36 protein-coding genes and 1 pseudogene are annotated in these 23,215 nt (G+C 46.4%); 35 read left to right on the forward strand and 2 right to left on the reverse strand.

What is annotated here, in order from left to right:
- The first annotated feature begins 207 nt into the window (after positions 1-207).
- The 28 genes and pseudogenes from rpsJ to rplQ all read left to right on the forward strand — a co-directional run bounded on the left by rpsJ (position 208) and on the right by rplQ (position 14,007).
- Positions 208-519, forward strand: a complete 312-nt coding sequence (gene rpsJ, locus D791_RS12005) for a 30S ribosomal protein S10 (protein WP_036511965.1) — start codon at positions 208-210, stop codon at positions 517-519.
- Between the two features lie 109 nt (positions 520-628).
- Entirely contained in the window at positions 629-1,267 is a 639-nt protein-coding gene (gene rplC, locus D791_RS12010; protein ID WP_036512166.1) for a 50S ribosomal protein L3, read from the forward strand.
- Between the two features lie 10 nt (positions 1,268-1,277).
- Positions 1,278-1,883, forward strand: a complete 606-nt coding sequence (rplD, locus tag D791_RS12015) for a 50S ribosomal protein L4 (RefSeq protein WP_036511968.1) — start codon at positions 1,278-1,280, stop codon at positions 1,881-1,883.
- The gene (rplW, locus tag D791_RS12020) at positions 1,880-2,176 is read left to right on the forward strand and encodes a 50S ribosomal protein L23 (protein WP_036511970.1); all 297 of its coding nucleotides are present in this window, start codon (positions 1,880-1,882) and stop codon (positions 2,174-2,176) included. The genes rplD and rplW overlap by 4 nt, the downstream gene beginning before the upstream one ends.
- A gap of 18 nt (positions 2,177-2,194) precedes the next feature.
- The gene (rplB, locus tag D791_RS12025; RefSeq protein ID WP_036511972.1) at positions 2,195-3,016 is read left to right on the forward strand and encodes a 50S ribosomal protein L2; all 822 of its coding nucleotides are present in this window, start codon (positions 2,195-2,197) and stop codon (positions 3,014-3,016) included.
- Between the two features lie 12 nt (positions 3,017-3,028).
- Positions 3,029-3,307 carry a 30S ribosomal protein S19 gene (gene rpsS / locus D791_RS12030; protein WP_036511974.1) on the forward strand — a complete coding sequence of 93 codons (279 nt, stop codon included), beginning with the start codon at positions 3,029-3,031 and terminating at the stop codon, positions 3,305-3,307.
- Positions 3,308-3,320: 13 nt separating this feature from the next.
- The gene (gene rplV, locus D791_RS12035; protein WP_036511976.1) at positions 3,321-3,650 is read left to right on the forward strand and encodes a 50S ribosomal protein L22; all 330 of its coding nucleotides are present in this window, start codon (positions 3,321-3,323) and stop codon (positions 3,648-3,650) included.
- A gap of 26 nt (positions 3,651-3,676) precedes the next feature.
- A pseudogene (gene rpsC / locus D791_RS12040) lies at positions 3,677-4,359 on the forward strand (30S ribosomal protein S3).
- An 11-nt stretch (positions 4,360-4,370) separates the two neighbouring features.
- A complete protein-coding gene (gene rplP / locus D791_RS12045; protein ID WP_036511980.1) occupies positions 4,371-4,784 on the forward strand; it encodes a 50S ribosomal protein L16 in 414 nt (137 codons plus the stop codon).
- Positions 4,784-4,975: a 50S ribosomal protein L29 gene (gene rpmC / locus D791_RS12050; protein ID WP_036511982.1), complete on the forward strand. Its 192-nt coding sequence runs from the start codon at positions 4,784-4,786 to the stop codon at positions 4,973-4,975. Before rplP ends, rpmC begins: the two co-directional genes overlap by 1 nt.
- On the forward strand, positions 4,975-5,271 hold the full coding sequence (rpsQ, locus tag D791_RS12055) for a 30S ribosomal protein S17 (protein WP_036511984.1): 297 nt from the start codon (positions 4,975-4,977) through the stop codon (positions 5,269-5,271). Before rpmC ends, rpsQ begins: the two co-directional genes overlap by 1 nt.
- A 75-nt stretch (positions 5,272-5,346) precedes the next feature.
- On the forward strand, positions 5,347-5,715 hold the full coding sequence (rplN, locus tag D791_RS12060) for a 50S ribosomal protein L14 (protein WP_036511986.1): 369 nt from the start codon (positions 5,347-5,349) through the stop codon (positions 5,713-5,715).
- Between the two features lie 99 nt (positions 5,716-5,814).
- Positions 5,815-6,138 carry a 50S ribosomal protein L24 gene (gene rplX / locus D791_RS12065; RefSeq protein WP_036511987.1) on the forward strand — a complete coding sequence of 108 codons (324 nt, stop codon included), beginning with the start codon at positions 5,815-5,817 and terminating at the stop codon, positions 6,136-6,138.
- 14 nt (positions 6,139-6,152) lie between these two features.
- Positions 6,153-6,692 carry a 50S ribosomal protein L5 gene (rplE, locus tag D791_RS12070; RefSeq protein WP_036511989.1) on the forward strand — a complete coding sequence of 180 codons (540 nt, stop codon included), beginning with the start codon at positions 6,153-6,155 and terminating at the stop codon, positions 6,690-6,692.
- Positions 6,693-6,707: 15 nt separating this feature from the next.
- On the forward strand, positions 6,708-7,013 hold the full coding sequence (rpsN, locus tag D791_RS12075) for a 30S ribosomal protein S14 (RefSeq protein WP_036511990.1): 306 nt from the start codon (positions 6,708-6,710) through the stop codon (positions 7,011-7,013).
- An 86-nt stretch (positions 7,014-7,099) separates the two neighbouring features.
- A complete protein-coding gene (gene rpsH / locus D791_RS12080) occupies positions 7,100-7,492 on the forward strand; it encodes a 30S ribosomal protein S8 (protein ID WP_036511991.1) in 393 nt (130 codons plus the stop codon).
- A gap of 10 nt (positions 7,493-7,502) precedes the next feature.
- Complete coding sequence (gene rplF / locus D791_RS12085; protein ID WP_036511992.1) at positions 7,503-8,036, forward strand: 50S ribosomal protein L6; 534 nt, start codon at positions 7,503-7,505, stop codon at positions 8,034-8,036.
- A gap of 9 nt (positions 8,037-8,045) precedes the next feature.
- Entirely contained in the window at positions 8,046-8,396 is a 351-nt protein-coding gene (rplR, locus tag D791_RS12090; protein WP_036511993.1) for a 50S ribosomal protein L18, read from the forward strand.
- Positions 8,397-8,408: 12 nt separating this feature from the next.
- The gene (rpsE, locus tag D791_RS12095) at positions 8,409-8,912 is read left to right on the forward strand and encodes a 30S ribosomal protein S5 (RefSeq protein ID WP_036511994.1); all 504 of its coding nucleotides are present in this window, start codon (positions 8,409-8,411) and stop codon (positions 8,910-8,912) included.
- Positions 8,913-8,915: 3 nt separating this feature from the next.
- Positions 8,916-9,098, forward strand: coding sequence for a 50S ribosomal protein L30 (rpmD, locus tag D791_RS12100; protein WP_036511995.1), 183 nt, complete (start codon positions 8,916-8,918; stop codon positions 9,096-9,098).
- 13 nt (positions 9,099-9,111) lie between these two features.
- Positions 9,112-9,546, forward strand: a complete 435-nt coding sequence (gene rplO / locus D791_RS12105) for a 50S ribosomal protein L15 (RefSeq protein WP_036511997.1) — start codon at positions 9,112-9,114, stop codon at positions 9,544-9,546.
- The gene (gene secY / locus D791_RS12110; protein WP_036512002.1) at positions 9,547-10,872 is read left to right on the forward strand and encodes a preprotein translocase subunit SecY; all 1,326 of its coding nucleotides are present in this window, start codon (positions 9,547-9,549) and stop codon (positions 10,870-10,872) included.
- Positions 10,873-10,890: 18 nt separating this feature from the next.
- On the forward strand, positions 10,891-11,007 hold the full coding sequence (gene rpmJ, locus D791_RS19730; protein WP_007021200.1) for a 50S ribosomal protein L36: 117 nt from the start codon (positions 10,891-10,893) through the stop codon (positions 11,005-11,007).
- Between the two features lie 134 nt (positions 11,008-11,141).
- Positions 11,142-11,498 carry a 30S ribosomal protein S13 gene (rpsM, locus tag D791_RS12115; protein ID WP_036512008.1) on the forward strand — a complete coding sequence of 119 codons (357 nt, stop codon included), beginning with the start codon at positions 11,142-11,144 and terminating at the stop codon, positions 11,496-11,498.
- A gap of 19 nt (positions 11,499-11,517) precedes the next feature.
- Positions 11,518-11,907 carry a 30S ribosomal protein S11 gene (rpsK, locus tag D791_RS12120; protein WP_036512009.1) on the forward strand — a complete coding sequence of 130 codons (390 nt, stop codon included), beginning with the start codon at positions 11,518-11,520 and terminating at the stop codon, positions 11,905-11,907.
- A 15-nt stretch (positions 11,908-11,922) separates the two neighbouring features.
- Positions 11,923-12,543: a 30S ribosomal protein S4 gene (gene rpsD / locus D791_RS12125; RefSeq protein WP_036512010.1), complete on the forward strand. Its 621-nt coding sequence runs from the start codon at positions 11,923-11,925 to the stop codon at positions 12,541-12,543.
- A 25-nt stretch (positions 12,544-12,568) separates the two neighbouring features.
- A complete protein-coding gene (locus D791_RS12130; protein ID WP_036512011.1) occupies positions 12,569-13,573 on the forward strand; it encodes a DNA-directed RNA polymerase subunit alpha in 1,005 nt (334 codons plus the stop codon).
- 38 nt (positions 13,574-13,611) lie between these two features.
- Complete coding sequence (gene rplQ / locus D791_RS12135; RefSeq protein ID WP_036512012.1) at positions 13,612-14,007, forward strand: 50S ribosomal protein L17; 396 nt, start codon at positions 13,612-13,614, stop codon at positions 14,005-14,007.
- 129 nt (positions 14,008-14,136) lie between these two features.
- Here the strand turns inward: rplQ and D791_RS19920 are convergent, their stop codons facing one another.
- On the reverse strand, positions 14,137-15,486 hold the full coding sequence (locus tag D791_RS19920) for a penicillin-binding protein 1A (protein ID WP_089503633.1): 1,350 nt from the start codon (positions 15,484-15,486) through the stop codon (positions 14,137-14,139).
- Positions 15,483-16,508: a transglycosylase domain-containing protein gene (locus D791_RS19925; RefSeq protein ID WP_089503634.1), complete on the reverse strand. Its 1,026-nt coding sequence runs from the start codon at positions 16,506-16,508 to the stop codon at positions 15,483-15,485. Before D791_RS19925 ends, D791_RS19920 begins: the two co-directional genes overlap by 4 nt.
- 147 nt (positions 16,509-16,655) lie before the next feature.
- Between D791_RS19925 and pilM the strand changes: the two genes are divergently transcribed.
- The 7 genes from pilM to aroB are packed head-to-tail and all read left to right on the forward strand — an operon-like array spanning position 16,656 to position 23,193.
- Positions 16,656-17,711 (forward strand): type IV pilus assembly protein PilM, encoded by a 1,056-nt coding sequence (gene pilM, locus D791_RS12145; RefSeq protein WP_036512013.1) that lies wholly within the window; start codon positions 16,656-16,658, stop codon positions 17,709-17,711.
- 9 nt (positions 17,712-17,720) lie between these two features.
- A complete protein-coding gene (locus D791_RS12150) occupies positions 17,721-18,227 on the forward strand; it encodes a PilN domain-containing protein (RefSeq protein WP_036512168.1) in 507 nt (168 codons plus the stop codon).
- A gap of 37 nt (positions 18,228-18,264) precedes the next feature.
- Entirely contained in the window at positions 18,265-18,867 is a 603-nt protein-coding gene (locus tag D791_RS12155; RefSeq protein WP_036512014.1) for a type IV pilus inner membrane component PilO, read from the forward strand.
- On the forward strand, positions 18,854-19,420 hold the full coding sequence (locus tag D791_RS12160) for a pilus assembly protein PilP (RefSeq protein WP_081763854.1): 567 nt from the start codon (positions 18,854-18,856) through the stop codon (positions 19,418-19,420). Before D791_RS12155 ends, D791_RS12160 begins: the two co-directional genes overlap by 14 nt.
- 33 nt (positions 19,421-19,453) lie before the next feature.
- Positions 19,454-21,553, forward strand: a complete 2,100-nt coding sequence (locus D791_RS12165) for a type IV pilus secretin PilQ (RefSeq protein ID WP_036512172.1) — start codon at positions 19,454-19,456, stop codon at positions 21,551-21,553.
- 12 nt (positions 21,554-21,565) lie between these two features.
- Positions 21,566-22,081: a shikimate kinase AroK gene (gene aroK / locus D791_RS12170; protein WP_272944841.1), complete on the forward strand. Its 516-nt coding sequence runs from the start codon at positions 21,566-21,568 to the stop codon at positions 22,079-22,081.
- Between the two features lie 35 nt (positions 22,082-22,116).
- Positions 22,117-23,193, forward strand: a complete 1,077-nt coding sequence (aroB, locus tag D791_RS12175) for a 3-dehydroquinate synthase (RefSeq protein WP_036512016.1) — start codon at positions 22,117-22,119, stop codon at positions 23,191-23,193.
- Positions 23,194-23,215 lie beyond the last annotated feature (22 nt).

Raw genomic sequence — 23,215 nt, forward strand, 5'->3', positions numbered from 1 at the left:
GTAATGATTGATTAAAAAACCCTCTTCGGAGGGTTTTTTGTTTTTAAGGTGTTTCGTAGGGCTCAATTGAGGAAAGTTTTTTGCTGGTTAAAAAATATACCGTGATGGCTTGACCGCAGGGGCTCATATGAGTAAAATTTGCGTCCCCTCTAGTAAGGGGAGGTCGGCTATTGCCGTAACGAAATTAACAGGAAATGCGTGATCAGAATGCAGAACCAAAAAATCAGAATTCGTCTGAAGGCTTTTGATCATCGCCTGATTGACTCGTCCGCGCAGGAAATTGTAGAAACTGCAAAGCGTACGGGTGCACAGGTGCATGGTCCGATCCCACTTCCTACTCGCAAAGAGCGTTTTACCGTTCTGATTTCACCTCACGTGAACAAAGATGCACGTGATCAGTATGAAATCCGTACGCATAAGCGTGTTCTGGACATCGTTGAGCCAACTGAAAAAACAGTTGATGCTCTAATGAAGCTAGATCTTGCTGCGGGTGTAGAAGTGCAGATCAGCCTGGGCTAAACAAGCTGCGCAGAATTAATAACTTAATGAAGCGCTATTTGAGGAATGCTCTGTAATGGGCAGCCATAGTGGGTCACAGCCCCGTACTCAACTGGCAAGAGGTAATAAAATGTCTGTAGGACTTATCGGACGTAAAGCGGGCATGACCCGTGTCTTCACAGAAGATGGCGTGTCCGTGCCAGTCACTGTCATCGAGGTGGATCCGAACCGCGTGACTTGCATTAAAACTGTCGATACTGACGGTTATGCCGCTGTACAGGTTACAACTGGGACTAAGAAAGCGAATCGCTTGACTAAGCCTGAAGCTGGTAACTTTGCAAAAGCAGGTGTTGAAGCAGGTCGTGGTTTGTGGGAGTTCCGTCTCTCCGGTGATGAAGAAATCAATGTTGGTGATTCACTAACAGTTGAGCGCTTTGAAGTCGGTCAGAAAATTGACGTAACCGGTCGTAGTAAAGGTAAAGGTTTTCAGGGTGGTGTTAAGCGCTGGAATTTCCGCACCCAAGATATGACCCACGGTAACTCACTTTCTCATCGTGCTCCTGGCTCTATTGGTCAGTGTCAAACTCCTGGGCGTGTGTTCAAGGGTAAGAAGATGGCGGGTCACATGGGTGATGAGCGTTGCACTGTACAAACATTAGAAGTTGTACGTGTAGATGCAGAACGTAGCCTGCTGCTGGTAAAAGGTGCTGTTCCTGGCGCTACTGGCGGTGATGTCATCGTTAAACCTGCTGTAAAAGCACGCGGCTGAAGGGGTTAACATGAATTTAAATCTGACAGGAGCCAACGGTTCGGTCGAAGTATCCGAGCTGATTTTTGGCAAAGAGTTTAATGAGTCTTTAGTTCACCAGGTTGTTACTGCTTATGTAAATGGCGGTCGTCAAGGTAGCAAAGCTCAAAAGAATCGTTCAGCAGTATCTGGCGGTGGTGCTAAGCCTTTCCGTCAAAAAGGTACTGGTCGTGCACGTGCTGGTACAAGCCGTTCTCCTTTATGGCGTTCAGGTGGTGTTACGTTTGCTGCGAGTCCACGTGACTATTCGCAGAAAGTAAACAAAAAAATGTACCGTGCTGCAATGCGTTGCATCTTTTCTGAGTTGGTTAGACAAGACCGTTTGGTCGTTGTTGATTCTCTTCAGATGGAAACGCCTAAGACTAAGCAATTCATCGGTAAGATGAAGGAGCTTGATCTGACAAGCGCACTGCTTATCACCGAAGAGGTTGAGGCCAATTTATACTTGGCTGCACGTAACGTACCGCATGTTGATGTGCGTGATGTTGCTGCAATTGATCCGGTCAGCCTTATTGGCTTCGATAAAGTAGTAGTCACAGCGTCTGCTTTGAGCAAAATTAACGAGGTGTTAGCATGAATCAGGAGCGCATTTTTAAAGTGTTGCTGGGTCCACACATCTCCGAGAAGGCAACAATTGTTGCTGATGGATCTCAGCAGGTCGTATTTCGTGTAGCGAGTGATGCTACTAAGCCTGAAATCAAAAAAGCAGTTGAACAGCTTTTCAACGTAAAAGTTGATGGTGTGAACATTCTGAATGCTAAAGGCAAAACTAAGCGTACTGTTCGCGGTTTTGGTAAGCGTTCTGATGTTCGTAAAGCCTATGTTCGTCTCGCTGATGGTTCAGAAATTGATTTCTTGGCTGGCGAATAAGAGAGGTTAAATCATGCAATCGTTAAAACTAAGCCAACCTCTGCCGGACGTCGTCACGTCGTAAAGGTGGTAAGTGCTGACCTTCATAAAGGTAAGCCATTTGCTGCGTTGGTTGAGAAGAAAAGCAAGACCGGTGGTCGTAACAATAATGGCCGTATTACTACGCGTCATATCGGTGGTGGGCACAAGCAAAGCTACCGTATTATCGACTTCCGTCGTAACAAAGATGGTATTCCTGGAATCGTAGAGCGTATTGAATACGATCCAAACCGTACAGCACATATTGCTTTGATCAAGTATGCAGATGGTGAGCGTCGCTACATCATCGCACCAAAGGGTCTTGCAGCAGGTGCTAAGATCATGTCTGGTGACGTGGTTGATATCAAAACCGGTAACACTATGCCGCTGAGAAATATTCCTCTGGGTAGTACGGTTCACTGTATTGAGCTCAAGCCAAGCAAAGGTGCGCAAATTGCACGTTCTGCTGGTGCGTCGGCTCAGTTGGTAGCCCGTGATGGAGGTTATGTAACTCTGCGTTTGCGCTCTGGTGAAGTGCGTAAAGTGCTGGCTGAATGCCGTGCAACGCTGGGTGAAGTCAGCAACTCTGAACATTCTCTTCGCCAATTAGGTAAAGCGGGTGCTAAACGTTGGCGTGGTGTGCGTCCGACGGTTCGTGGTGTTGTAATGAACCCAGTTGACCACCCGCATGGTGGTGGTGAAGGTCGTACCTCTGGTGGCCGTCATCCGGTTACACCGTGGGGTGTCCCGACTAAAGGTCATAAAACCCGCAAGAACAAGCGTACTAATAAGCTCATTGTACGCCGTCGTAGCGCTAAATAAGGGGAATCAGCTGTGCCACGTTCACTGAAGAAAGGTCCATTTATCGACCTTCACCTGTTGAAGAAGGTAGAAGCTGCAATTGAAGCAAATGAAAAGCGCCCGATCAAGACTTGGTCTCGCCGCTCCACGGTTTTTCCAAACTTTGTGGGTTTGACAATTGCAGTACATAACGGCCGTCAACATGTTCCAGTGTTTATCACTGAGGATATGGTCGGTCATAAATTAGGTGAGTTTGCTGCAACACGTACTTTCCGCGGTCATGCAGCCGACAAGAAGGCCAAAAAGAAGTAAGGGAGGTTAGATGATGGAAATTGTCGCCAAGCATAAAGGCGCCCGCATCTCCGCCCAGAAGGCCCGTCTGGTCGCAGATCAGATCCGTGGTAAGTCTGTGGGCGAAGCTCTGGATATCCTGACATTCAGCAACAAGAAAGGTGCTGACTTAGTCAAGAAAGTTCTGGATTCTGCTATCGCAAACGCGGAGCATAATGAAGGTGCTGATGTTGATGAATTGCGCGTTGCCGTGATTTTCGTTGACGAAGGTATGACTATGAAACGCATTCGGCCACGTGCTAAAGGACGCGCAGATCGTATCTGCAAGCGCACTTCGCACATCACTATTAAAGTGGCTGACTAATTAACTGACGGCTAGGAGAGTTCGATATGGGTCAGAAGGTTAACCCTACCGGTATACGCCTTGGTATCGTCAAAGACATACATCAGTATGGTATGCGGACAAGTCAAGCTATGCCAATAAATTGCTGAACGATCTCAAGGTGCGTAGCTACCTTGAAGATAAGCTCAAAAATGCGTCTGTAAGTCGCATTGATATTGAGCGTCCGGCTCAGAATGCAAAAATCACTATTCATACTGCTCGTCCTGGTATTGTAATTGGGAAGAAAGGTGAAGATGTTGAGGTGCTGCGCTCTGCTGTATCGGAAATGATGGGTGTGCCAGTTCACATCAACATCGAAGAAGTTCGTAAGCCAGATCTTGATGCTAAGTTAGTTGCGCAAAGCGTTGCTAGTCAGCTTGAGCGTCGTGTTATGTTCCGTCGTGCTATGAAGCGCGCGGTTCAAAATGCAATGCGTATCGGCGCAAAAGGCATCAAGATTCAGCTGGGTGGTCGTCTAGGTGGTGCAGAAATCGCGCGTTCGGAGTGGTATCGTGAAGGGCGTGTTCCGCTTCACACTCTCCGTGCAGATATTGACTATGCTACTTATGAAGCGCACACAACTTACGGTGTGATTGGCGTTAAAGTCTGGGTCTTCAAAGGTGAGATTCTTGGTGGTATCGAGCAGGTACGTGCTGAGAAAAATGCGCCTAAGAAGAAAGGAACTAAGTGAGGTAAACGTCAATGCTGCAACCGAAACGACTAAAGTACCGCAAGGTGATGAAAGGCCGTAACCGCGGCCTAGCGCAGCGTGGCAGCAAGGTCAGCTTTGGTGAGTACGCTCTGAAGGCAACCGGTCGCGGTCGCATTACAGCGCGTCAGATTGAAGCGGCTCGTCGTACTATGACGCGTCACGTAAAGCGTGGTGGTAAGATCTGGATTCGAGTGTTTCCAGACAAGCCGATTACAACCAAGCCCCTTGAAGTACGTATGGGTAAAGGTAAGGGTAACGTAGAGTATTGGGTAGCACAGATCCAGCCAGGTAAAGTGCTGTTTGAAATCAGTGGTGTAAGCGAAGAGCTGGTCACTGAAGCATTTAACCTTGCTGCTGCTAAGTTGCCTGTTTCTACAGTAATTGTTAAACGGACGGTGATGTAATGAAAGCTACTGAACTGCGCGAAAAGTCCGTTGAAGAGCTTCAGCAAACTTTGCTGGGTCTTCTAAAGGATCAGTTTAATCTGCGCATGCAAAAAGCTACTGGCCAGTTGGCTCAGAATCACCTGGTAGGCCAGGTTCGTCGCGACATCGCTCGCGTCAAAACCCTACTTAACCAGAAGGCAGGTGTCTAATGAGCGCAGAAAAACGTGTACGCACTGTCACCGGTACGGTAGTCAGTGACAAGATGGATAAAACCATCACAGTTCTGGTTGAGCGTAAAGAAAAGCATCCGATTTACGGAAAGTTTGTTCGTCGCTCCACCAAACTGCATGCTCATGATGAAAAGAATGAGTGCCGAGTTGGTGATGTTGTTACGATTGCGGAATCTCGTCCGTTGTCAAAAACAAAGACCTGGAACTTGGTTCAAATTCAAGAGAGCGCAAATAAAGCACTCTTAGAGATTGAAGAGCGTGCTGCAGAGGTGTAATATAGTGCGCCTTTGCTCCATTGAACTGATTGCTCGTTTATCGAGCAGTCAGCATAACAGTTTGTGGGGTAGACCATGATTCAGACTGAATCGATGCTTGATGTCGCCGACAACAGCGGCGCTAAGCGTGTGATGTGTATTAAGGTTCTTGGCGGCTCTCATCGTCGTTACGCGAGTGTTGGTGACATCATTAAAGTGACTGTCAAAGAAGCCATTCCTCGCGGTAAGGTGAAGAAAGGTCAAGTGCTTAAGGCTGTCGTAGTACGTACCCGTAAAGGTGTCCGTCGTCCGGATGGTTCGATCATCCGTTTCGATGTTAATTCAGCAGTTTTGTTGAATAACAACGGCGCTCCTATCGGGACTCGTATTTTCGGGCCAGTAACGCGTGAGCTTCGCTCAGAGAAGTTCATGAAGATCATTTCCCTGGCGCCTGAAGTGCTCTGAAAATACTGCATTTGCAGATGTTTTCTTAAGAACGCCATGCCTTAACGGGTTTGGCGTTTTTGAGCATGAGAGGGAGGCAGGAAAGGACAAGGTAATCAAATGCGTAAAATTCGTCGTGATGATGAAATCATAGTTATTGCTGGTAAAGATAAGGGTAAACGCGGTAAAGTGTCGCGCGTGTTATCTGATGATCGTCTGATTGTTTCAGGCATCAATATGATCAAAAAGCATGTTAAGCCAAATCCGATGTTGGGTCAGCAGGGTGGTATTGTTGAGAAGGAAGCGTCTATCGCAACCTCCAACGTTGCTATTTTCAATCCTGCGACTGGCAAGGGTGATCGTGTAGGCTTTAAGAAGCTCGAAGACGGCACCAAAGTTCGCTTCTACAAGTCTAACGGCGAAATCGTCGTTGGTGATAAGTGAGAGAGGTTGGTGCAATGTCTAGATTAAAAGCGCTATACGAAAACGAAATCAAAGTTAAGTTAAAAGAAGAGCTGAATAGCCCTAATATCATGGCTGTTCCACGTGTTACCAAAATCACTTTGAACATGGGTGTTGGTGAGGCGCTTGGCGATAAGAAGCAGCTTGAAAATGCTGTTGCTGATATGACAGCGATAGCAGGACAAAAGCCGATCGTAACCCTTGCTCGTAAATCGATTGCTGGTTTTAAGGTTCGTGAAGGCTGGCCTATCGGTTGCAAAGTAACCCTGCGCGGTGAGCGTATGTGGGAATTCCTTGATCGCTTGGTTGATATCTCTATTCCGCGTATTCGTGACTTCCGTGGTCTTAACCCTAAGTCATTTGACGGTCGTGGTAACTACAGCATGGGCGTAAAAGAGCAGATCATCTTCCCAGAAATCGATTACGATAAAGTCGATAAGATTCGTGGTCTTGATATTACTATCACGACAACGGCTCAAACGAATGATGAAGGTCGTGCTCTGTTGACTGCCTTGCAGTTTCCGTTCCGTAAATAATTCAAGGGTAGACTAATGGCTAAAACATCCATGAAAAACCGTGAGTATAAGCGCGAACAAACAGTTGCAAAATATGCAACTAAGCGCGCTGCACTCAAGGCAATAATCGCTAACCCAGCAAGCACTGATGAAGCGCGCTGGGAAGCACAGATTTCGCTGCAGAAATTGCCGCGTGATGCAAGTCCAGTACGTCAAGTTCGTCGTTGCCAAATCACAGGTCGTCCACACGGTGTATACCGTAAGTTCGGCTTGTCACGCATCAAACTGCGTGAAGCTGCGATGCGCGGTGATGTTCCTGGTTTGAAAAAGGCAAGCTGGTAAGCTTGTAAACGGTAAGCACGGTGGTCTGGGCAAAAAAATCCGTTTTTTGCTACCGCACCGCGCTGCACATTTGAGGAAATATAAGCATGAGTATGCAAGATACCCTCGCGGATATGTTTACACGTATTCGTAATGGTAATATGGCTGAAAAGTCAGCAGTCTCTATGCCTTCTTCCAAGCAGAAAGTTGCTGTTGCAAAGGTTCTGAAGGATGAAGGTTATATTGCTGACTTCAAAGTTGAAGGTGATGTAAAGCCTGTTTTGAGCATTGAGCTCAAGTACTTTGAAGGCAAGCCGGTAATTGAGCAGATTAAGCGCGTAAGTCGCCCAAGTCTTCGTATTTACCGTCACGTTTCTAAGTTGCCAAAGGTGTCTGATGGCTTAGGTATTGCCATCATTTCAACCAGCAAGGGTGTAATGACCGATCGTGCCGCTCGTGAAGCGGGTGTCGGTGGTGAAGTTATCTGTACGGTATTCTAAGGGGAGTTCTATGTCACGTATTGCCAAGAACCCCGTAGTGATTCCAGCTGGTGTTGAGATTCAAATCAATGGTCAGCAGATTACTACCAAGGGTGCCAAAGGACAGTTAAATTTAACCGTTCATCCTTCTGTAAGCTTAGAGCAAGTCGATGGTAAGTTAACCTTTGCCGCTCGTGATGGAAGCAAGCAGTCAATTGCGCTTTCTGGTACGACGCGTGCCTTAGTCAACAACATGGTTGTTGGTGTGAATGAAGGTTTCCAGAAAACCATGCAGTTGATCGGTGTTGGTTACCGCGCTGCAGCTAAAGGTAATGTTCTCAACCTTACACTTGGCTTCTCTCATCCTATAGATTATGAACTGCCTGAAGGTGTATCAGCTGAAACACCAAACAACACGACAATTATCTTGTCTGGTTCAGATAAGCAAAAAGTCGGTCAGGTTGCAGCTGAAATTCGCGCGTTCCGTCCACCAGAGCCTTATAAAGGTAAAGGGGTTCGCTACGCTGATGAACAAGTACGCCGTAAAGAGGCTAAGAAGAAGTAAGGCTGGGTCATGAACGAAAAAAATCAAGCTAGAATTCGTCGTGCGCGTCGCTCTCGCCTTAAAATGCGTGAACTCGGTGCAGTACGTCTGTGCGTAAATCGCACTCCGCGTCATATCTATGCGCAAATCATCTCTGAAGATGGTTCTAAAGTTATTGCGGCCGCCTCAACTATTGAGAAAGACCTGCGTGTTGGTGCTACTGGCAACATTGCAGCTGCTCGTAAAATTGGCGAACTGATTGCAGATCGTGCCAAAGCTGCTGGTGTTACTAAAGTTGCTTTCGATCGTTCTGGTTATAAATACCATGGCCGAGTTCAGGCTTTGGCTGAGGGCGCCCGCGAAGGCGGCCTGGAATTCTAAAGGTTTCTTAATATGGCAAATCACGAACAGAAAGACGGTGAACTCCAGGAGAGACTGGTCCAGGTTAACCGTGTTGCAAAAGTTGTGAAGGGCGGACGTATATTCGGTTTCACAGCTCTGACTGTAGTCGGTGACGGCAATGGCCGTATCGGTTTTGGTCGCGGCAAGGCGCGTGAAGTTCCTGTTGCAATTCAAAAAGCAATGGAACAGGCTCGTCGTAATATGGTGAGCGTGTCTTTAAATGGTCATACTTTGCAGTACCCAGTTAAAGCGCGTCATGGTGCTTCACGCGTTTATATGCAACCAGCATCTGAAGGTACAGGTATCATCGCCGGTGGTGCGATGCGTGCTGTCCTTGAGCTTGCAGGTGTGCAGAACGTATTGGCAAAATGCTATGGTTCAACGAACCCTGTAAACGTTGTTCGTGCAACAGTGAACGGTCTTTCTTCAATGAAAGCACCTGAAGATATTGCAGCGAAGCGTGGCAAGTCTGTTGACGAGATCCTGGGGAACTAAGCGATGTCAAATAAAATCAAAGTTACCCTATACCGCAGCACGATTGGTAAGTTGCCAGCACATAAGTTGTGCGTAAAGGGGTTAGGTCTGCGCCGTATCGGTCACGTAGTTGAGGTAGAAGATACCCCTTCTGTGCGCGGTATGATCAACAAAGTTAACTACATGGTTCGTGTTGTTAGCGAGTAATAGGAGTAACCCTATGCGTTTGAATACATTACGCCCGGGTGCTGGTGCCAAGCAGGCTCCAAAGCGCGTTGGTCGCGGTATCGGTTCCGGTCTTGGAAAAACTTGTGGTCGCGGTCACAAGGGTCTTAAATCCCGCTCCGGCGGAAGCGTAAATCCAGGTTTTGAAGGCGGTCAGATGCCAATTCATCGCCGTCTGCCAAAATTTGGTTTTACTTCACGTAAATCACGCTATGTAGCTGAAGTTCGTTTAAATGAACTAAGCAGCATGAATGTTGAGTTGATCAACATCGATGCGCTTAAAGCAGCAGATGTTATTAAGCAGGAAATTAAAACTGTTCGTATCATTCTGTCTGGTGAGATCACTAAGCCAGTCACTCTAAGTGGACTTAAAGTCACTAAAGGTGCTCAGGCTGCGATTGAAGCTGCAGGCGGTAAAGTCGAGGCGTAAATGGCAAAGCAAGGGCAAATACCGGCAGGAAGGCAAAATGGTTTAGGGGAGCTTTGGGCTCGTCTTAGATTCGTTTTGATTGCGATCATTGTTTACCGTATAGGGGCTCATATTCCTGTACCCGGTATTAACCCTGATCGTCTTGCTGCATTGTTTGATCAGAACCAGGGAACGATCCTGAGTCTTTTCAATATGTTTTCAGGTGGCGCTTTAGAGCGTATGAGTATTCTCGCATTGGGTGTTATGCCCTACATTTCTGCATCTATTATTATGCAGTTAATGACGGCGGTGAGTCCTACACTTGAGCAGTTGAAGAAGGAGGGAGAGTCAGGTCGGCGCAAAATTAATCAGTACACCCGTTATGGTACGGTTGTATTGGCAACTATCCAAGCATTTGGTATGTCTGTAGGGCTTGCCAGTCAAGGGGTTGCGTTTGCTGCTGATTTTAGTTTCTACTTCGTTGCGGTTGTTACTTTTGTTTCCGGAGCTGTGTTTTTGATGTGGCTTGGTGAGCAAGTAACTGAGCGAGGCATAGGTAACGGTATTTCAATTCTGATCTTTGCTGGTATCGTTGCAGGTCTGCCAAGTGCTATTGGCCAGTCTTTCGAGGCGGCTAGACAAGGTGATCTCAATATCTTTGCTTTGCTGTTGATTGCGGTACTTGCAATGGCTACCGTTGCGTTTGTTGTGTTTATGGAGCGTGCTCAGCGTCGCATCACTATAAACTATGCAAAGCGTCAGCAAGGGCGTCGTGTTTACGCCGCTCAAAGTAGTCATCTGCCTTTAAAAGTGAACATGGCGGGTGTAATTCCACCAATCTTCGCATCGAGTATTCTTCTGTTTCCTGCATCAATGGGGCAGTGGTTTGGTCAAAGTGAAGGAATGGATTGGCTGCAGGATATGGCTTTGGCCTTGGGTCCAGGGCAGCCTTTGCATATTTTGCTTTTTGGTATTGCAATTATATTCTTCTGCTACTTCTATACGGCTCTTATGTTTAATCCAAAAGAAGTGGCTGATAACCTGAAAAAATCAGGTGCATTTATTCCAGGAATTCGTCCTGGTGAACAGTCAGCCCGCTATATCGACACTGTGCTTTCGCGTCTTACTTTGTTTGGTGCTTTGTACATCACGGCTGTATCACTAATGCCCCAGTTTTTGGTGGTGGCTTGGAACATACCGTTCTATTTCGGTGGTACATCATTGTTGATCGTTGTTGTAGTGGTTATGGACTTTATGGCTCAGGTGCAATCACACTTGATGTCTCACCAGTATGAGTCCCTGATGAAGAAATCAAATCTTAAGGGCGGCGCAGGTTTGCTGCGCTAAGCTCGATTGAGGTGGATCATGAAAGTACGCGCGTCTGTTAAAAAGATTTGCCGTAACTGCAAGATCGTACGTCGCAACGGTTCCGTGCGCGTGATCTGCAAAGTTGAACCAAGACATAAACAACGTCAAGGTTAACAAAGTAATATATGGCCGTGGGGGCCGCAGGGTTGATTTATTTTTAACCAGAGTGTATTATTGCGCGCCTTCCACGAACAAATGAATGATAAGACTCTATCATTGTGATAGAGCATTAATATGGAGTACATTGAATGGCCCGTATAGCTGGCGTCAATATTCCTGACAATAAGCATGCGGTAATTTCTCTGACTTACATTTACGGGATCGGCCGCACCACTGCTAAACAAATCTGTTCAGCAGTTGGTATTGATCCAAGCGTAAAGATCGGTGATCTGTCTGAAGAACAGCTCGATAATGTTCGTGGTGAAATTACCAAGTTGACAGTTGAAGGTGACCTTCGTCGTGAAGTCAACATGAACATCAAGCGTCTTATGGATCTTGGTTGTTTCCGTGGTCTGCGTCATCGTCGTAACCTTCCGGTTCGCGGTCAGCGCAGCAAAACGAATGCACGTACCCGTAAAGGTCCGCGCAAGCCGATCCGTAAGTAAGCGATAGGAATTCCCGAATATGGCTAAGCCAGGTAATCGCACTCGTAAAAAAGTTAAAAAGCAAGTTGCTGATGGGCTCGCGCACATCCATGCTTCTTTCAATAACACAATTGTTACCATTACCGATCGTCAAGGAAATGCACTTTCTTGGGCGACTTCTGGTGGTTCCGGTTTCCGTGGTTCGCGTAAAAGTACGCCTTTCGCTGCTCAGGTAGCGGCTGAGCGTGCTGGTCAGGCAGCTTTGGAATACGGACTTAAGAATCTCGACGTGTTTGTAAAGGGTCCAGGACCTGGTCGTGAATCTGCTGTTCGCGCCTTGAATGGTTGTGGCTACAAAATTACAAATATTACGGACGTAACACCTATTCCTCATAATGGTTGTCGTCCACCGAAAAAACGTCGCGTTTAATCAGGAGACGGTATAATGGCTCGTTATCTTGGACCTAAGTGCAAGCTGTCCCGTCGTGAAGGAACAGATCTCTTTTTGAAGAGTGGTGTTCGCGCGCTAGACAGTAAGTGCAAAGCTGAAGTTGTTCCCGGTGTGCATGGTGCACGCCGCGGCCGTTTGTCCGAATACGGTTTACAGCTTCGCGAAAAACAAAAAGTACGTCGTATTTACGGTGTACTGGAGCGTCAGTTCCGCGGTTATTACAAAGAAGCCGCGCGTCGTAAAGGCGCGACTGGTGAGTTGTTGTTACAGTTGTTAGAAGGCCGTCTAGACAATGTTGTCTACCGCATGGGCTTTGGTTCAACACGTGCAGAAGCTCGTCAGGTTGTTTCTCATCGTCAGATCACTGTTAACGGTCAAGTTGTAAATATCCCGTCTTACCAAGTAAGTGCTGGTGATAAAATTGCTGTCCGTGAGAAGTCTAAAAACCAACTCCGTATCAAGCATGCGCTTGAGTTGGCAGCACAACGCGCACCTGTTGAATGGGTGAGTGTTGATGCAAGCAAGATGGAAGGTGAGTTCAAGGCACTTCCTGAGCGTAGTGACTTGGCTTCTGACATCAACGAGCATCTGATCGTCGAGCTTTACTCGAAGTAATTGTTGAACAGAGACTGGTGGAACTATGCAGCGTTCAGTAAACGAGTTTCTTAGCCCACGTCACATTGACGTGCAAGAAATCAGCAAAACTCGCGCAAAAGTGACTTTAGAGCCACTAGAGCGCGGTTTTGGCCATACCCTTGGCAACGCGCTGCGCCGTATTTTGCTATCGTCAATGCCTGGTTGTGCAATATCTGAAGTCGAAATCGATGGAGTATTGCACGAATACAGTAGTATTGAAGGTGTTCAGGAGGATGTCATTGAGATCCTCCTGAACTTAAAAGGTGTTGCTGTAAATCTCTTTAATGGAGATGAGGCGACACTTACGATTAGTAAATCCGAACCTGGCGTAGTGACGGCAGCTGATATTCAGCTGACACAAGATGTTGAGATTGCAAATCCTGAACATGTGATTGCGCATTTAAATGGCAACAGCAGTCTTAATATGCAATTGCGCGTTACGCGTGGTCGCGGTTATGTGCCAGCTGACTCGCGTAATACTGATGAGGATGAGTCTCGTACGATTGGTCGATTGTTGCTGGATGCCAGCTATAGTCCGGTCTTACGTGTATCCTATCAAGTAGAGAGTGCGCGTGTTGAGCAACGTACAGATCTTGATAAGTTGATCATTGATATAGAGTCGAATGGTACAATTGATCCAGAAGAATGCATTCGTCGTGCAGCTACAATTTTGCAGCAGCAACTACTTGTATTCGTTGATTTAGAGGATGCAGGGCAGCAATCGCGCACTGAATCTGATGATCCTGAGATTGATCCGGTACTTCTTCGTCCCGTTGATGATCTTGAGTTGACAGTTCGCTCGGCTAACTGTCTTAAAGCAGAACAAATTTACTATATCGGTGATTTGATTCAACGCACCGAAGTAGAGTTGTTGAAGACTCCTAACTTGGGCAAGAAGTCGCTAACGGAAATCAAAGATGTACTTGCATCTAAAGGTTTGTCTTTAGGCATGCGTCTTGAGAATTGGCCACCTGCCAGTCTCCGGAATGATGATAAAGCTGCCTCGTAAGTTAGCCTTCTAACACTAAGTTGTTAAGGATTTAGAAAATGCGTCATCGTAAATCTGGTCGTCACTTAAATCGTACAAGTGCACACCGCAAGGCGATGTTTAAGAATATGGCAGTGTCTTTGTTTGAGCATGAGCTCATCAAAACGACTTTGCCAAAAGCTAAAGAACTTCGTCGAGTGGCTGAGCCTTTAATTACATTGGCTAAATCTGACAGTGTTGCAAACCGTCGTCTTGCTTTCGCTCGTACGCGCTCTGATGCAGCTGTTGGTAAGCTTTTCAACGAGCTGGGTCCTCGCTACGCAGAACGCCCAGGCGGTTACGTTCGCATTCTTAAATGCGGATTCCGTCGTGGTGATAATGCGCCAATGGCTTATGTTGAACTGGTCGATCGTCCAGTCAACGCAGTTGCAGTTGATGATACTTCTGAAGATTAATTTCTCGTATCGATAAAAAACCCCGCATGCGCGGGGTTTTTTTTGTTCATTTTATGTGTTTTGAATATTCACTGAAGCTGTAAACCCCAGTGAATGATAAGGCTCTGTTCGTGGTTCGTGCGGACCTGTTTAGTAATCAAAAATTGATTCGATAACTGAACCTTGCTGTCTGGCTTCAGGGCTGTTGGCTTGGCGTGTGGGTTCGCTTCCTTGGCGGAAGAGCTCAGGGATTGCATTTGACTGTCCTGAATAGGCCAGTAGCCCTGTATTGGGATCAACTGAAACCGTTCTAACATCGGATGGTCTTTCAAATTCCTTAACAGGGTAGTATTTTGCTACGGTTTGCATAAAGTCGATCCAAATGGGCAGCGCAGCTGTTCCGCCAAACTCACGTCTACCAAGAGGGGCTGGCTGGTCGAATCCTATCCATGCTGTCGCAACAATGTCACGATTAAAGCCGCTGAACCAAACATCGCGTTGAGAATTTGTGGTCCCAGTTTTTCCCGCCAGATCAGGTCGGTTTAAGCTAAGTGCGCTGCGTCCTGTACCTCGTCTGATTACATCTTTGAGTATATCGGACAAAATATAAGCTGTTGAGGCTTGGATAATCCGTAACTCTTCCCTGTCACGTATGTTAAGAGCCAAGTTTGTATCCTTAAAAGCATTGCCGCTGTGTTCGGGTAAATGAACTGGGTTGTTTTCATTGTGTATTGTTTTGATGAAATAGGGTTCTATTTTATATCCGCCATTTGCGAACACAGCATAGGCCGACGTGAGCTGGAGTGGGGTGGCATCAGAGCTGCCAAGTGATAGAGATAAGTTGGCTGGTGTTCTATCGGGTTCAAAGCCAAATTCAACTATTTTGTCACGTGCATACTGAACGCCAATATCACGCATGAGCCTAATTGAAACAAGGTTTTTGGACCGGTAAAGTGCCTCTCTTAACCGGGTTGGTCCAGAAAAGTCACGGGAGCTGTTTTCGGGGCGCCATTCACCCTGTAAGCTGACGTCTTCAATAACAATTGGTGCATCGTTGACGACTGTTGCAGCTGTATAGCTGCCATCAATGGCTGCAGCATACAGGAAGGGCTTAAATGTAGAGCCAGGTTGTCTATAGGCTTGCGTTGCACGATTAAAATTGTTCATGGCAAAACTGTAACCACCGGATAAGGCTTTTATTGCGCCTGTATCTGCTTCAAGTGCGACAACAGCGCCTTGAACTCTCGGTAATTGGCTAAATTCCAGATTGTTGTCTTCTTTGTGAATGACACGAACGACATCTCCAACGGCAAGTATGTCACTGGCTTTTGATGGAACGGGTCCCAGTGAGTTTACGTTAATGTGTTTTCTTGCCCATTTTAAGCTATCCCATGAAAGCTCAGCCTTTTCGTTGTTGCGTAGCAAAACAGTTGCATTTCGTTCTCCGACCTGAATAACGAGTGCAGGCTGAAGGTCAGCAAACGTTGAGAACTCTCTCAATTTTCGTGAGAGCTCTTGTTCTGAGTCTGTATCCTGTATTGTAATCTTGCTTCAGGCCCATGGTAGCCATGACGCTCGCCGTATGCACGTATGCCTTTTCTAAGGGCTTGATCAGCTGCTGCTTGTAACTCACTATCAATGGTTGTCGTGACAGAGTAGCCATCTAAGTATGCATCCTCGCCAAAGAGTTTAAACATTTCAGCTCGAACCATCTCGGCAACATAAAAGGCAGAGAGTTCAATGTCGCTTGTGTGATAACGTGCTATTTCGGGTTCAACGATAGCCTGCTCATATTCTTGATCATTAATGTAGCCAAGTGCTAGCATACGGCCGAGTATCCAATTGCGTCTTTCAACGGACCTGCGCGGATTGCTGACTGGATTAGCTGCAGATGGTGCTTTCGGTAGTCCCGCTATAGTGGCAATTTGTGCAAGCGTGAGTTCACTAATGTCTTTACCATAGTAAATATTAGCGGCGGCTTGAACACCATATGCACGCTGACCTAGGTATATTTTGTTGACGTAGAGCTCCATGATTTCATGTTTCGTGAGTTCCTTCTCAATTCTTAGTGATAAAAGTATTTCGGTGAATTTTCTCTCTAAGGTGCGCGCTGGAGTCAGGAAAAAGTTTTTTGCAACTTGCATTGTGATGGTTGAGCCACCTGTTTGCACGTCGCTCCCACTGATGAGTTGGAAGCCAGCACGAGCTAGGCCTTTGAGGTCGACACCGAAGTGATCAAAGAAACGACTATCCTCTGCCGCTAAAATAGCTTGGATCATGTGTTCTGGGATCTGATCGTACTCGATAGGTGTTCGCCGTTGCTCGCCATATTCAGCAATGAGTTTACCATCGGCTGAAAAAATACGAAGTGGCGTTTGGAACTTTACTTCTTTTAGTTCCTGTACGTCTGGAAGATTTTGACTAAAATGTCTCCAGATAAAGTAGCCCCCTAGTGAGCCAGATATCAGAATGAGAATCAGTAAGGCAATAAATAGCTTGATAGTAATCTTTAATGCGTGCATGTTAGCCTTTAACAAAAAAAATATGAACGTAAAGTGAATTATATCGACTGCAGGGCTTTACAGTACAGTTAACAGAAGTTTTAATTGTACATCAGGACAGTCCGATTTTGTCCTGCAAATTGAACTTCTCCGGAAAAGGAAATTAGAGTGGTCAGCTTATTCAGGAAAAAGTCAGCCGGTTGGATAGGAGTTGATATAGGTTCTTCATCTGTGAAGCTGGTCGCCTTGTCTCGATCGGGAAGGGATACACAGATTGATTCCTATGCCATAGTGCATCTCCCGGCAGGTGCCGTCGTCGACGGTAAAATAGAGATTCCACATGAGGTCTCCTCAGCCGTCGAAAGGGGTCTAAAGATCTGCGGTGGCCGTTACAGTCATGCGGTTGTTTCAGTCCCTTCCTCCGCTGTGATTACAAAACGTCTTCAAATAAATAATCTTTTCACGGGCATTGATCTCGAAGATCAGGTCAAGGTCGAGGCCGACCAATTTATACCTTACCCCCTCGAAGAGGTTGCGCTTGATTTTGAAGTGCTTGGCCCGGTTGCCAAAGACCCAAATCTTAACGAAATTTTAATCGTTGCCTGTCGTAAAGAAAGCTCTGAGTCACGTGAAGAAGCCGTCGTTAACGCTGGATTGAAATGCGGTGTAGTGGATGTAGACACCTATTGCATGGAGCGTATGCTTTCGTTACTTGAATCTAAATCCGGTGATAAGCTGCATGCAGTTGTTGATTTAGGTGCATCAACCTTAGGTTTGAATGTATTTAAAAATGGTAATCTGGTGTATAACCGTGAACAGGCATTTAGTGGCGCGGATCTATCTGCATCTATTCAGCAAAGTTATAGTATGTCGCACGAAGAAGCGGAGTTATCACTTCGTGAAAATAGTTTTGATAAAGAAGTGTATGAGTCGCTGATTGAGCCGTATACCGATACGGTTGCACAGCATGTTTCTAGAGCGCTACAGTTTTTCTACTCCTCTGGAATTCATGGGCAACTTGATAAGTGCTACCTTGCAGGAGGGGTATCGGGAATCCCTCATCTTTGTGGCAGATTAGAAGAAGAACTGGGCATTCGTGCGGTTTTAACGGATCCCTTCACCAATATGCTGGTAAGCCCACGGCTAAATCAGGAACGTCTTCATAGGGTTGCCCCTATGTTGGCTAAAGCATGCGGGCTGGCATTGCGCAGCTTTGATCAATAGGACTGATATATGGCGCGAATTAATTTAAGGCCTTGGCGAGAAGAACGAAATCAAGCACTGCAGAAACGCTTTATAAGCAATGTAGTGGGGTCTGCTATTTTTGCCGGCCTTGCTATTTTTGCAACAGGTATGTACATCGATATGCAAACGGACAAGCAAAAAGCACGTAACGAGTTTTTGCGTGTTGAAAATGCGAATCTTGACCGTCAGTTAGTTGAAATTCAGGAGTTGTCTCGTAGGCGTGAGCAATTGCTTGAACGGCTTAATGCCATTGAAGACTTGCAAGGTTCACGCCCTTTGATCGTTCGTAACTTCGATGAACTCGTCCGCGTATTGCCAGATGGTGTTCATTACACGTCGATTTCTCGCAGTGGGAATCAGGTATCGATAAATGGTTTTGCTGAGCAGAACAGAGATGTATCGGCATTGATGCGTAATATGGAGTCGTCCATTTGGTTTGCGGAAGCAAACCTAGCCAGAGTAAGCTCGACGGATGCATGCGCCAGTTTATATTAACGGTTGGCATGACACGCCCGAATGCAGGGAGTGCGCAATGAAATCAGATGTGTTTAAAAATGCGTTTCGTGGTTTTGATATTAACAACCTCGACTTCAATGCAGCGGGGAACTGGCCGGTCGGCGTAAAATTCATCGCCTATTTGTTAGTGTTTGGGGTTGTTATAGGTTTGGGAATTCACTTTTATGTCGTCGATAAAGAAGCGATTTTAGAACGTGAGATACGCCAAGAACCTGATCTTCGAGCACAGTTTGAGTCAAAGGCCTTTCAAGTCGCACGCTTAGATACGCTTCGTTTACAAATGGCCGATGTTGAAGAGCGCTTTTCAGAGATTTTGAAGCAATTGCCAACAGAGAAAGAAGTTCCAGGATTATTAGAGGATATTTCGGATATTGGACGTAATGCTGGTTTAAATATTGAGCTGATTGCACTGCAGCCTGAAGTAAAAGAGCAATTTTACATAGGGCTTCCTATCAATATTCAAGTCAGTGGTACTTACCATCAAATGGGTGAGTTTGTGAGTGGTGTATCCGCCATTGAGCGTATAGTGACACTGCACGACTACTCCATTAGAGAGGTTGCAGGATCAAACCTCACAATGACAATCAATGCAAAGACCTATCGCTATGAACAAGATTAAGTTTGGTCAAGGAAACGCATCCATTAAGAGGCGCTTGCTGCTGTCACTGCTTCCGCTGATGTCACTCACCGTAGGTTGTACCTATGTTGAAGATACCAGTGATTTGCGAGCATTTGTTGCTGAGCGCTCATCTCGACCAGTGGGGCAAATCGAACCTCTACCTGATTTCAGGCCTTATGAGGCATTTGTGTATGAAGGATCAAGTCTCCGCAATCCATTTGTACCCATAATGCCAGTCGTGGCTGAGATTCCTCAGGAAATTACTGATGTTTCGCCTGACCCTGCTCGTGTTAAAGACTATTTGGAAGAATTCGCTGTTGATAATCTTTTGATGGTAGGCACTATTACCCAGCCTGGAGACACCGATGCACTTTGGGCTTTGGTTGCTGATCCAAAAGGTGAGGTTCACCGCGTGAGTGTGGGGGACTTCCTTGGCTTGGATAATGGGCAGATTGTGATGCTAAATGAGCGTCGAATCGAACTGTCTGAGATTGTCTCAAACGGACGTGGTGGCTGGATGAAACGTCCACGCATAATCGTACTCCCCGAGTAAATTTAAGGGACGCAAATTGTGAATATAATGACTATGAGCACATTTACTAAAGTAAAAATGGGGGGGGTACCCCGAATTGTTGGCCGCTATTTGTCTACAGCATTAGTGGTGCTAACGTCCATAGGGATCGCTGAAAGCGCTGAGCTTAAGCGGGCTGGGTTTGTATCATTACCCGGTCAATCGGTTGAGTTGAAGCTAGAGTTTGATTCAACACCGACTGTCCCTACCAGTTATGTCATTGATAACCCACCACGTTTAGTGATGGACTTTTGGGGGGCTAGCAATGGTGCAGGCTCTCGAGCAATCGATGTAAAAACAGGTGTGGTTGATAATCTTAGCTTTGTTGAGGCGGATGGGCGTTTGCGGGTGGTTGCAAACTTGTACAGTACGGTTGGGCATAATGTCGAGTTAAGTAACTCACAGGTTGTTGTAACCTTAGATGCAGCTTCCTCTCCTGTTGCAAGACAATCCGACGCACCTGTTCGAGCCAGCAACACAGTAACGGCTCAGTCACAGGGCACAACGATTCGTGATCTTGACTTCAAACGTCTAGAGGGCAACCAAGGACGAGTGATTATCGACCTCAGCAACGATCAGGCACGTCTTGATGTCAACCGTGAAGGTGGTAATGTCGTGGTGACGCTCAGCGATACACGTCTTGGCGATGGAATGGATCGTCGCTTTGATGTTCAGGACTTTGCAACCCCTTTATCTTTCATCGATATGATGTCGGTGGGTGGCAGTACAACAATATTGATGCGTCCATCTTCAGCTCCTTTTGATTACATGGCGTACCAAACGGGTAACCAGTTGTTCGTTGACTTCATACCCTTGACGCGCAATGAGCAGGAAGAGCTACGCGCCAATCAGTTTCCTTATAGCGGTGAGCGCATAGACTTAAACTTCCAGAATGTTGAAGTGCGCGCTGTGTTGCAAATCATAGCCGAAGTTGCTGAGAAGAATTTGGTTGTGAGTGACAATGTCGGTGGGACAACAACCCTGCGCTTAAAGAATGTCCCTTGGGATCAAGCCTTAGACATTATTTTGAAATCCAAGAATCTTGATCAACGCATGATTGGTAACGTGTTGATGGTCGGAACGGCTTCCGAAATTGCAGAACGTGAGAGGATTGAAATAGAAAGCCAGAAGCAGGCTGTTGAGTTATCTCCATTGTTGACTGAGTTTGTGCAGATTGACTTCCGTCGTGCTTCTGACATGAAAAGTCGTTTAGAAGAAGCTCGACTGATAACTGAGCGTGGTTTCCTGCTGGCTGATGATCAAACCAATGTTTTGATGATTCGTGAAACACGTGAGCAAATGGAGCAGATTCGTAGAACTCTGCGCCGATTCGATGTTCAGGTGTCGCAAGTGCTGGTTGAGGCTCGCTTAGTGACAGCATCAACAGAGTTTGCAAGGGAGTTAGGGGTTCGTTGGGGAGCGTTGCATAACTCCACGCCAAGTGGGAATGATTTCTCAATAGGCGGTGGCGCAGGTTCGGTTCCTGGAGTACCGTCCGTTCCTGGGTCGGGTAATACCTCGATTCCATCAATGCCCGGAATGGTTGATTTTGGCGTGGGTAACCCCACATCCGCTTTGCGTGTTGGCTACCTTGGGGGTGGATTGTTACTCTCAGCAGAGCTTTCGGCTTTGCAAAGTGATAATAAAGTTGAAATCATCTCTCAACCTAAGGTCATTACCACCAATGGACGTCCTGCTGTGATTAAATCAGGTCAAGAAGTTGCGTTCCAGACGGTTGAAAACGGTGAAGTCAGCCTTGAATTTAAAGAAGTTGTGTTGAGTCTTGAAGTGACGCCGCAAATCAATCCTGGTGATCGTATCTCGATGGATTTGAAAATTCTTCAGGACTCGCTCGATCCCAACCGTTTAGGTGGTGAACTTTTAATTAACACCAACCAACTGGAGACTTCTGTTGTGGTGAACGATGGTGATACCATTGTGTTGGGTGGTGTGTTTAGAAATGACATCGAAAACGAAATTCGTAAGACACCTGTCTTGGGTGACTTGCCAGTTGTTGGCAATATGTTCCGCTACAAGCGTGAGCGTGAAACCAAACGTGAGTTGTTGATTTTCATTACGCCAACCATGATTCGGGAATCCCTTGTAGTACAGTAGTAGGTTTACTGATTGAATATATTTCTCATTGGCCCTATGGGAGCTGGAAAAAGCACCATAGGGCGTTTGCTTTCCCATGAGCTGGGTCTTGAGTTTATTGACTCTGATAAAGTCATCGAAGAGCGCTCGGGTGCTGATATCCCGTGGATATTTGATGTTGAAGGAGAGCAAGGCTTTCGTGATCGTGAGGCATGTACAATTGATGATTTAACATCAATGAACAACATCATTCTGGCAACAGGGGGTGGAGCCGTTTTACGCGAGAAAAATCGTCAGAACTTACAAAGCCGGGGTCAGGTTATCTATTTACTGACCTCAATCGAGCAGCAACTTGAACGAACTGCAAAAGATCGAAACCGTCCCCTCTTGCAAACCGAGAATCCTGAGTTGGTATTGAGAAAGCTTTTGGCTGAACGTGATCCGCTCTATAAAAGTTGTGCGGATGTTATTGTGCGGACCGATCGTCGACACCCGCGTGCTGTGGTGAACGAAATATTGCGTCACGTTCGTCAGCTCAATCAAGCATAAAATCCCTGTTGTTGGCTTATTCCAGGAGTGTGTTCATGGAAACCCTTTACGTTGAGCTCGGTGAAAGAAGTTATCCCATTTATATTGGCAGTGGTTTGATACGTGCCGATGTGTTAGCTCAACATATCTCTTCATCACAAGTGATGGTTGTGACCAACGAAACGGTTGCTCCTTTATATCTTGATACGCTTTTATCATCCTTGGCAGGCTTTAAAGTTGATGTGATTCGTTTGCCTGATGGCGAAGCTTACAAAACACTTGAGCACTGGACCCTGATCTTTGATGCATTGTTAAGCTGCCGTCATAATCGAACCACAACCTTAATTGCTTTAGGTGGAGGGGTTGTAGGGGATATGACGGGCTTTGCTGCAGCCTGTTACCAGCGTGGAGTTCCTTTTATCCAGATACCCACGACATTGCTGTCACAGGTTGACTCTTCGGTGGGTGGGAAGACAGGTGTAAACCATCCCATGGGAAAAAATATGATCGGTGCGTTTCATCAGCCTGTCGCTGTCATTGCCGATACTGAGGTGCTGAATACCCTGCCCGATAAAGAGTTGTCGGCAGGTCTGGCTGAAGTCATTAAATACGGTTTGATTTATGATCCTGATTTTTTTGATTGGTTAGAACACAACATGGAAACCTTGCGTGCAAAAGATCCGACGGCGTTGGCAACTGCGATTTACAAGTCTTGCCGTATTAAAGCCGATATTGTTGCACAAGATGAAAGAGAGTCAGGGGTTCGTGCGTTATTAAACCTTGGACATACCTTTGGTCATGCTATAGAGGCTCATGCAGGGTATGGTGCTTGGCTGCATGGAGAGGCCGTTGCAGCGGGAACCATGATGGCCGTTAGCTTGTCTCTTAAGGAGGGGTGGTTAACTATTGCAGATGCAGAGCGTATTGAGCGCATATTTATCGCTGCAGGTTTACCCGTCAAGCCGCCAAAAGATATGTCGGAGTCTGATTTTCGTGAACTGATGGCGGTTGATAAAAAAGTCGTTGATGGAAGTTTGCGTTTAATTTTATTGGAACAGATTGGTAGAGGTGTCGTAACTGGATCTTTTTCATCTGAGCATTTGTCTGCCACCATCACTGAGATGACGGCGTAAATGTACTTGCTGGCGATAGGTT

The organism is Nitrincola nitratireducens, from assembly GCF_000585235.1.
Lineage (GTDB): Bacteria > Pseudomonadota > Gammaproteobacteria > Pseudomonadales > Balneatricaceae > Nitrincola > Nitrincola alkalisediminis.

Excerpts from the sequence above, each read along its gene's own strand:
- rpsJ (WP_036511965.1), top strand. The coding sequence starts at position 208 with ATGCAGAACCAAAAAATCAGAATTCGTCTGAAGGCTTTTGATCATCGC.
- rplC (WP_036512166.1), top strand. The coding sequence starts at position 629 with ATGTCTGTAGGACTTATCGGACGTAAAGCGGGCATGACCCGTGTCTTC.
- rplD (WP_036511968.1), top strand. The coding sequence starts at position 1,278 with ATGAATTTAAATCTGACAGGAGCCAACGGTTCGGTCGAAGTATCCGAG.
- rplW (WP_036511970.1), top strand. The coding sequence starts at position 1,880 with ATGAATCAGGAGCGCATTTTTAAAGTGTTGCTGGGTCCACACATCTCC.
- rplV (WP_036511976.1), top strand. The coding sequence starts at position 3,321 with ATGGAAATTGTCGCCAAGCATAAAGGCGCCCGCATCTCCGCCCAGAAG.
- rplP (WP_036511980.1), top strand. The coding sequence starts at position 4,371 with ATGCTGCAACCGAAACGACTAAAGTACCGCAAGGTGATGAAAGGCCGT.
- rpmC (WP_036511982.1), top strand. The coding sequence starts at position 4,784 with ATGAAAGCTACTGAACTGCGCGAAAAGTCCGTTGAAGAGCTTCAGCAA.
- rpsQ (WP_036511984.1), top strand. The coding sequence starts at position 4,975 with ATGAGCGCAGAAAAACGTGTACGCACTGTCACCGGTACGGTAGTCAGT.
- rplN (WP_036511986.1), top strand. The coding sequence starts at position 5,347 with ATGATTCAGACTGAATCGATGCTTGATGTCGCCGACAACAGCGGCGCT.
- rplX (WP_036511987.1), top strand. The coding sequence starts at position 5,815 with ATGCGTAAAATTCGTCGTGATGATGAAATCATAGTTATTGCTGGTAAA.
- rplE (WP_036511989.1), top strand. The coding sequence starts at position 6,153 with ATGTCTAGATTAAAAGCGCTATACGAAAACGAAATCAAAGTTAAGTTA.
- rpsN (WP_036511990.1), top strand. The coding sequence starts at position 6,708 with ATGGCTAAAACATCCATGAAAAACCGTGAGTATAAGCGCGAACAAACA.
- rpsH (WP_036511991.1), top strand. The coding sequence starts at position 7,100 with ATGAGTATGCAAGATACCCTCGCGGATATGTTTACACGTATTCGTAAT.
- rplF (WP_036511992.1), top strand. The coding sequence starts at position 7,503 with ATGTCACGTATTGCCAAGAACCCCGTAGTGATTCCAGCTGGTGTTGAG.
- rplR (WP_036511993.1), top strand. The coding sequence starts at position 8,046 with ATGAACGAAAAAAATCAAGCTAGAATTCGTCGTGCGCGTCGCTCTCGC.
- rpsE (WP_036511994.1), top strand. The coding sequence starts at position 8,409 with ATGGCAAATCACGAACAGAAAGACGGTGAACTCCAGGAGAGACTGGTC.
- rpmD (WP_036511995.1), top strand. The coding sequence starts at position 8,916 with ATGTCAAATAAAATCAAAGTTACCCTATACCGCAGCACGATTGGTAAG.
- rplO (WP_036511997.1), top strand. The coding sequence starts at position 9,112 with ATGCGTTTGAATACATTACGCCCGGGTGCTGGTGCCAAGCAGGCTCCA.
- secY (WP_036512002.1), top strand. The coding sequence starts at position 9,547 with ATGGCAAAGCAAGGGCAAATACCGGCAGGAAGGCAAAATGGTTTAGGG.
- rpmJ (WP_007021200.1), top strand. The coding sequence starts at position 10,891 with ATGAAAGTACGCGCGTCTGTTAAAAAGATTTGCCGTAACTGCAAGATC.
- rpsM (WP_036512008.1), top strand. The coding sequence starts at position 11,142 with ATGGCCCGTATAGCTGGCGTCAATATTCCTGACAATAAGCATGCGGTA.
- rpsK (WP_036512009.1), top strand. The coding sequence starts at position 11,518 with ATGGCTAAGCCAGGTAATCGCACTCGTAAAAAAGTTAAAAAGCAAGTT.
- rpsD (WP_036512010.1), top strand. The coding sequence starts at position 11,923 with ATGGCTCGTTATCTTGGACCTAAGTGCAAGCTGTCCCGTCGTGAAGGA.
- D791_RS12130 (WP_036512011.1), top strand. The coding sequence starts at position 12,569 with ATGCAGCGTTCAGTAAACGAGTTTCTTAGCCCACGTCACATTGACGTG.
- rplQ (WP_036512012.1), top strand. The coding sequence starts at position 13,612 with ATGCGTCATCGTAAATCTGGTCGTCACTTAAATCGTACAAGTGCACAC.
- D791_RS19925 (WP_089503634.1), bottom strand. The coding sequence starts at position 16,508 with ATGCACGCATTAAAGATTACTATCAAGCTATTTATTGCCTTACTGATT.
- D791_RS12150 (WP_036512168.1), top strand. The coding sequence starts at position 17,721 with ATGGCGCGAATTAATTTAAGGCCTTGGCGAGAAGAACGAAATCAAGCA.
- D791_RS12155 (WP_036512014.1), top strand. The coding sequence starts at position 18,265 with ATGAAATCAGATGTGTTTAAAAATGCGTTTCGTGGTTTTGATATTAAC.
- D791_RS12160 (WP_081763854.1), top strand. The coding sequence starts at position 18,854 with ATGAACAAGATTAAGTTTGGTCAAGGAAACGCATCCATTAAGAGGCGC.
- D791_RS12165 (WP_036512172.1), top strand. The coding sequence starts at position 19,454 with ATGAGCACATTTACTAAAGTAAAAATGGGGGGGGTACCCCGAATTGTT.
- aroB (WP_036512016.1), top strand. The coding sequence starts at position 22,117 with ATGGAAACCCTTTACGTTGAGCTCGGTGAAAGAAGTTATCCCATTTAT.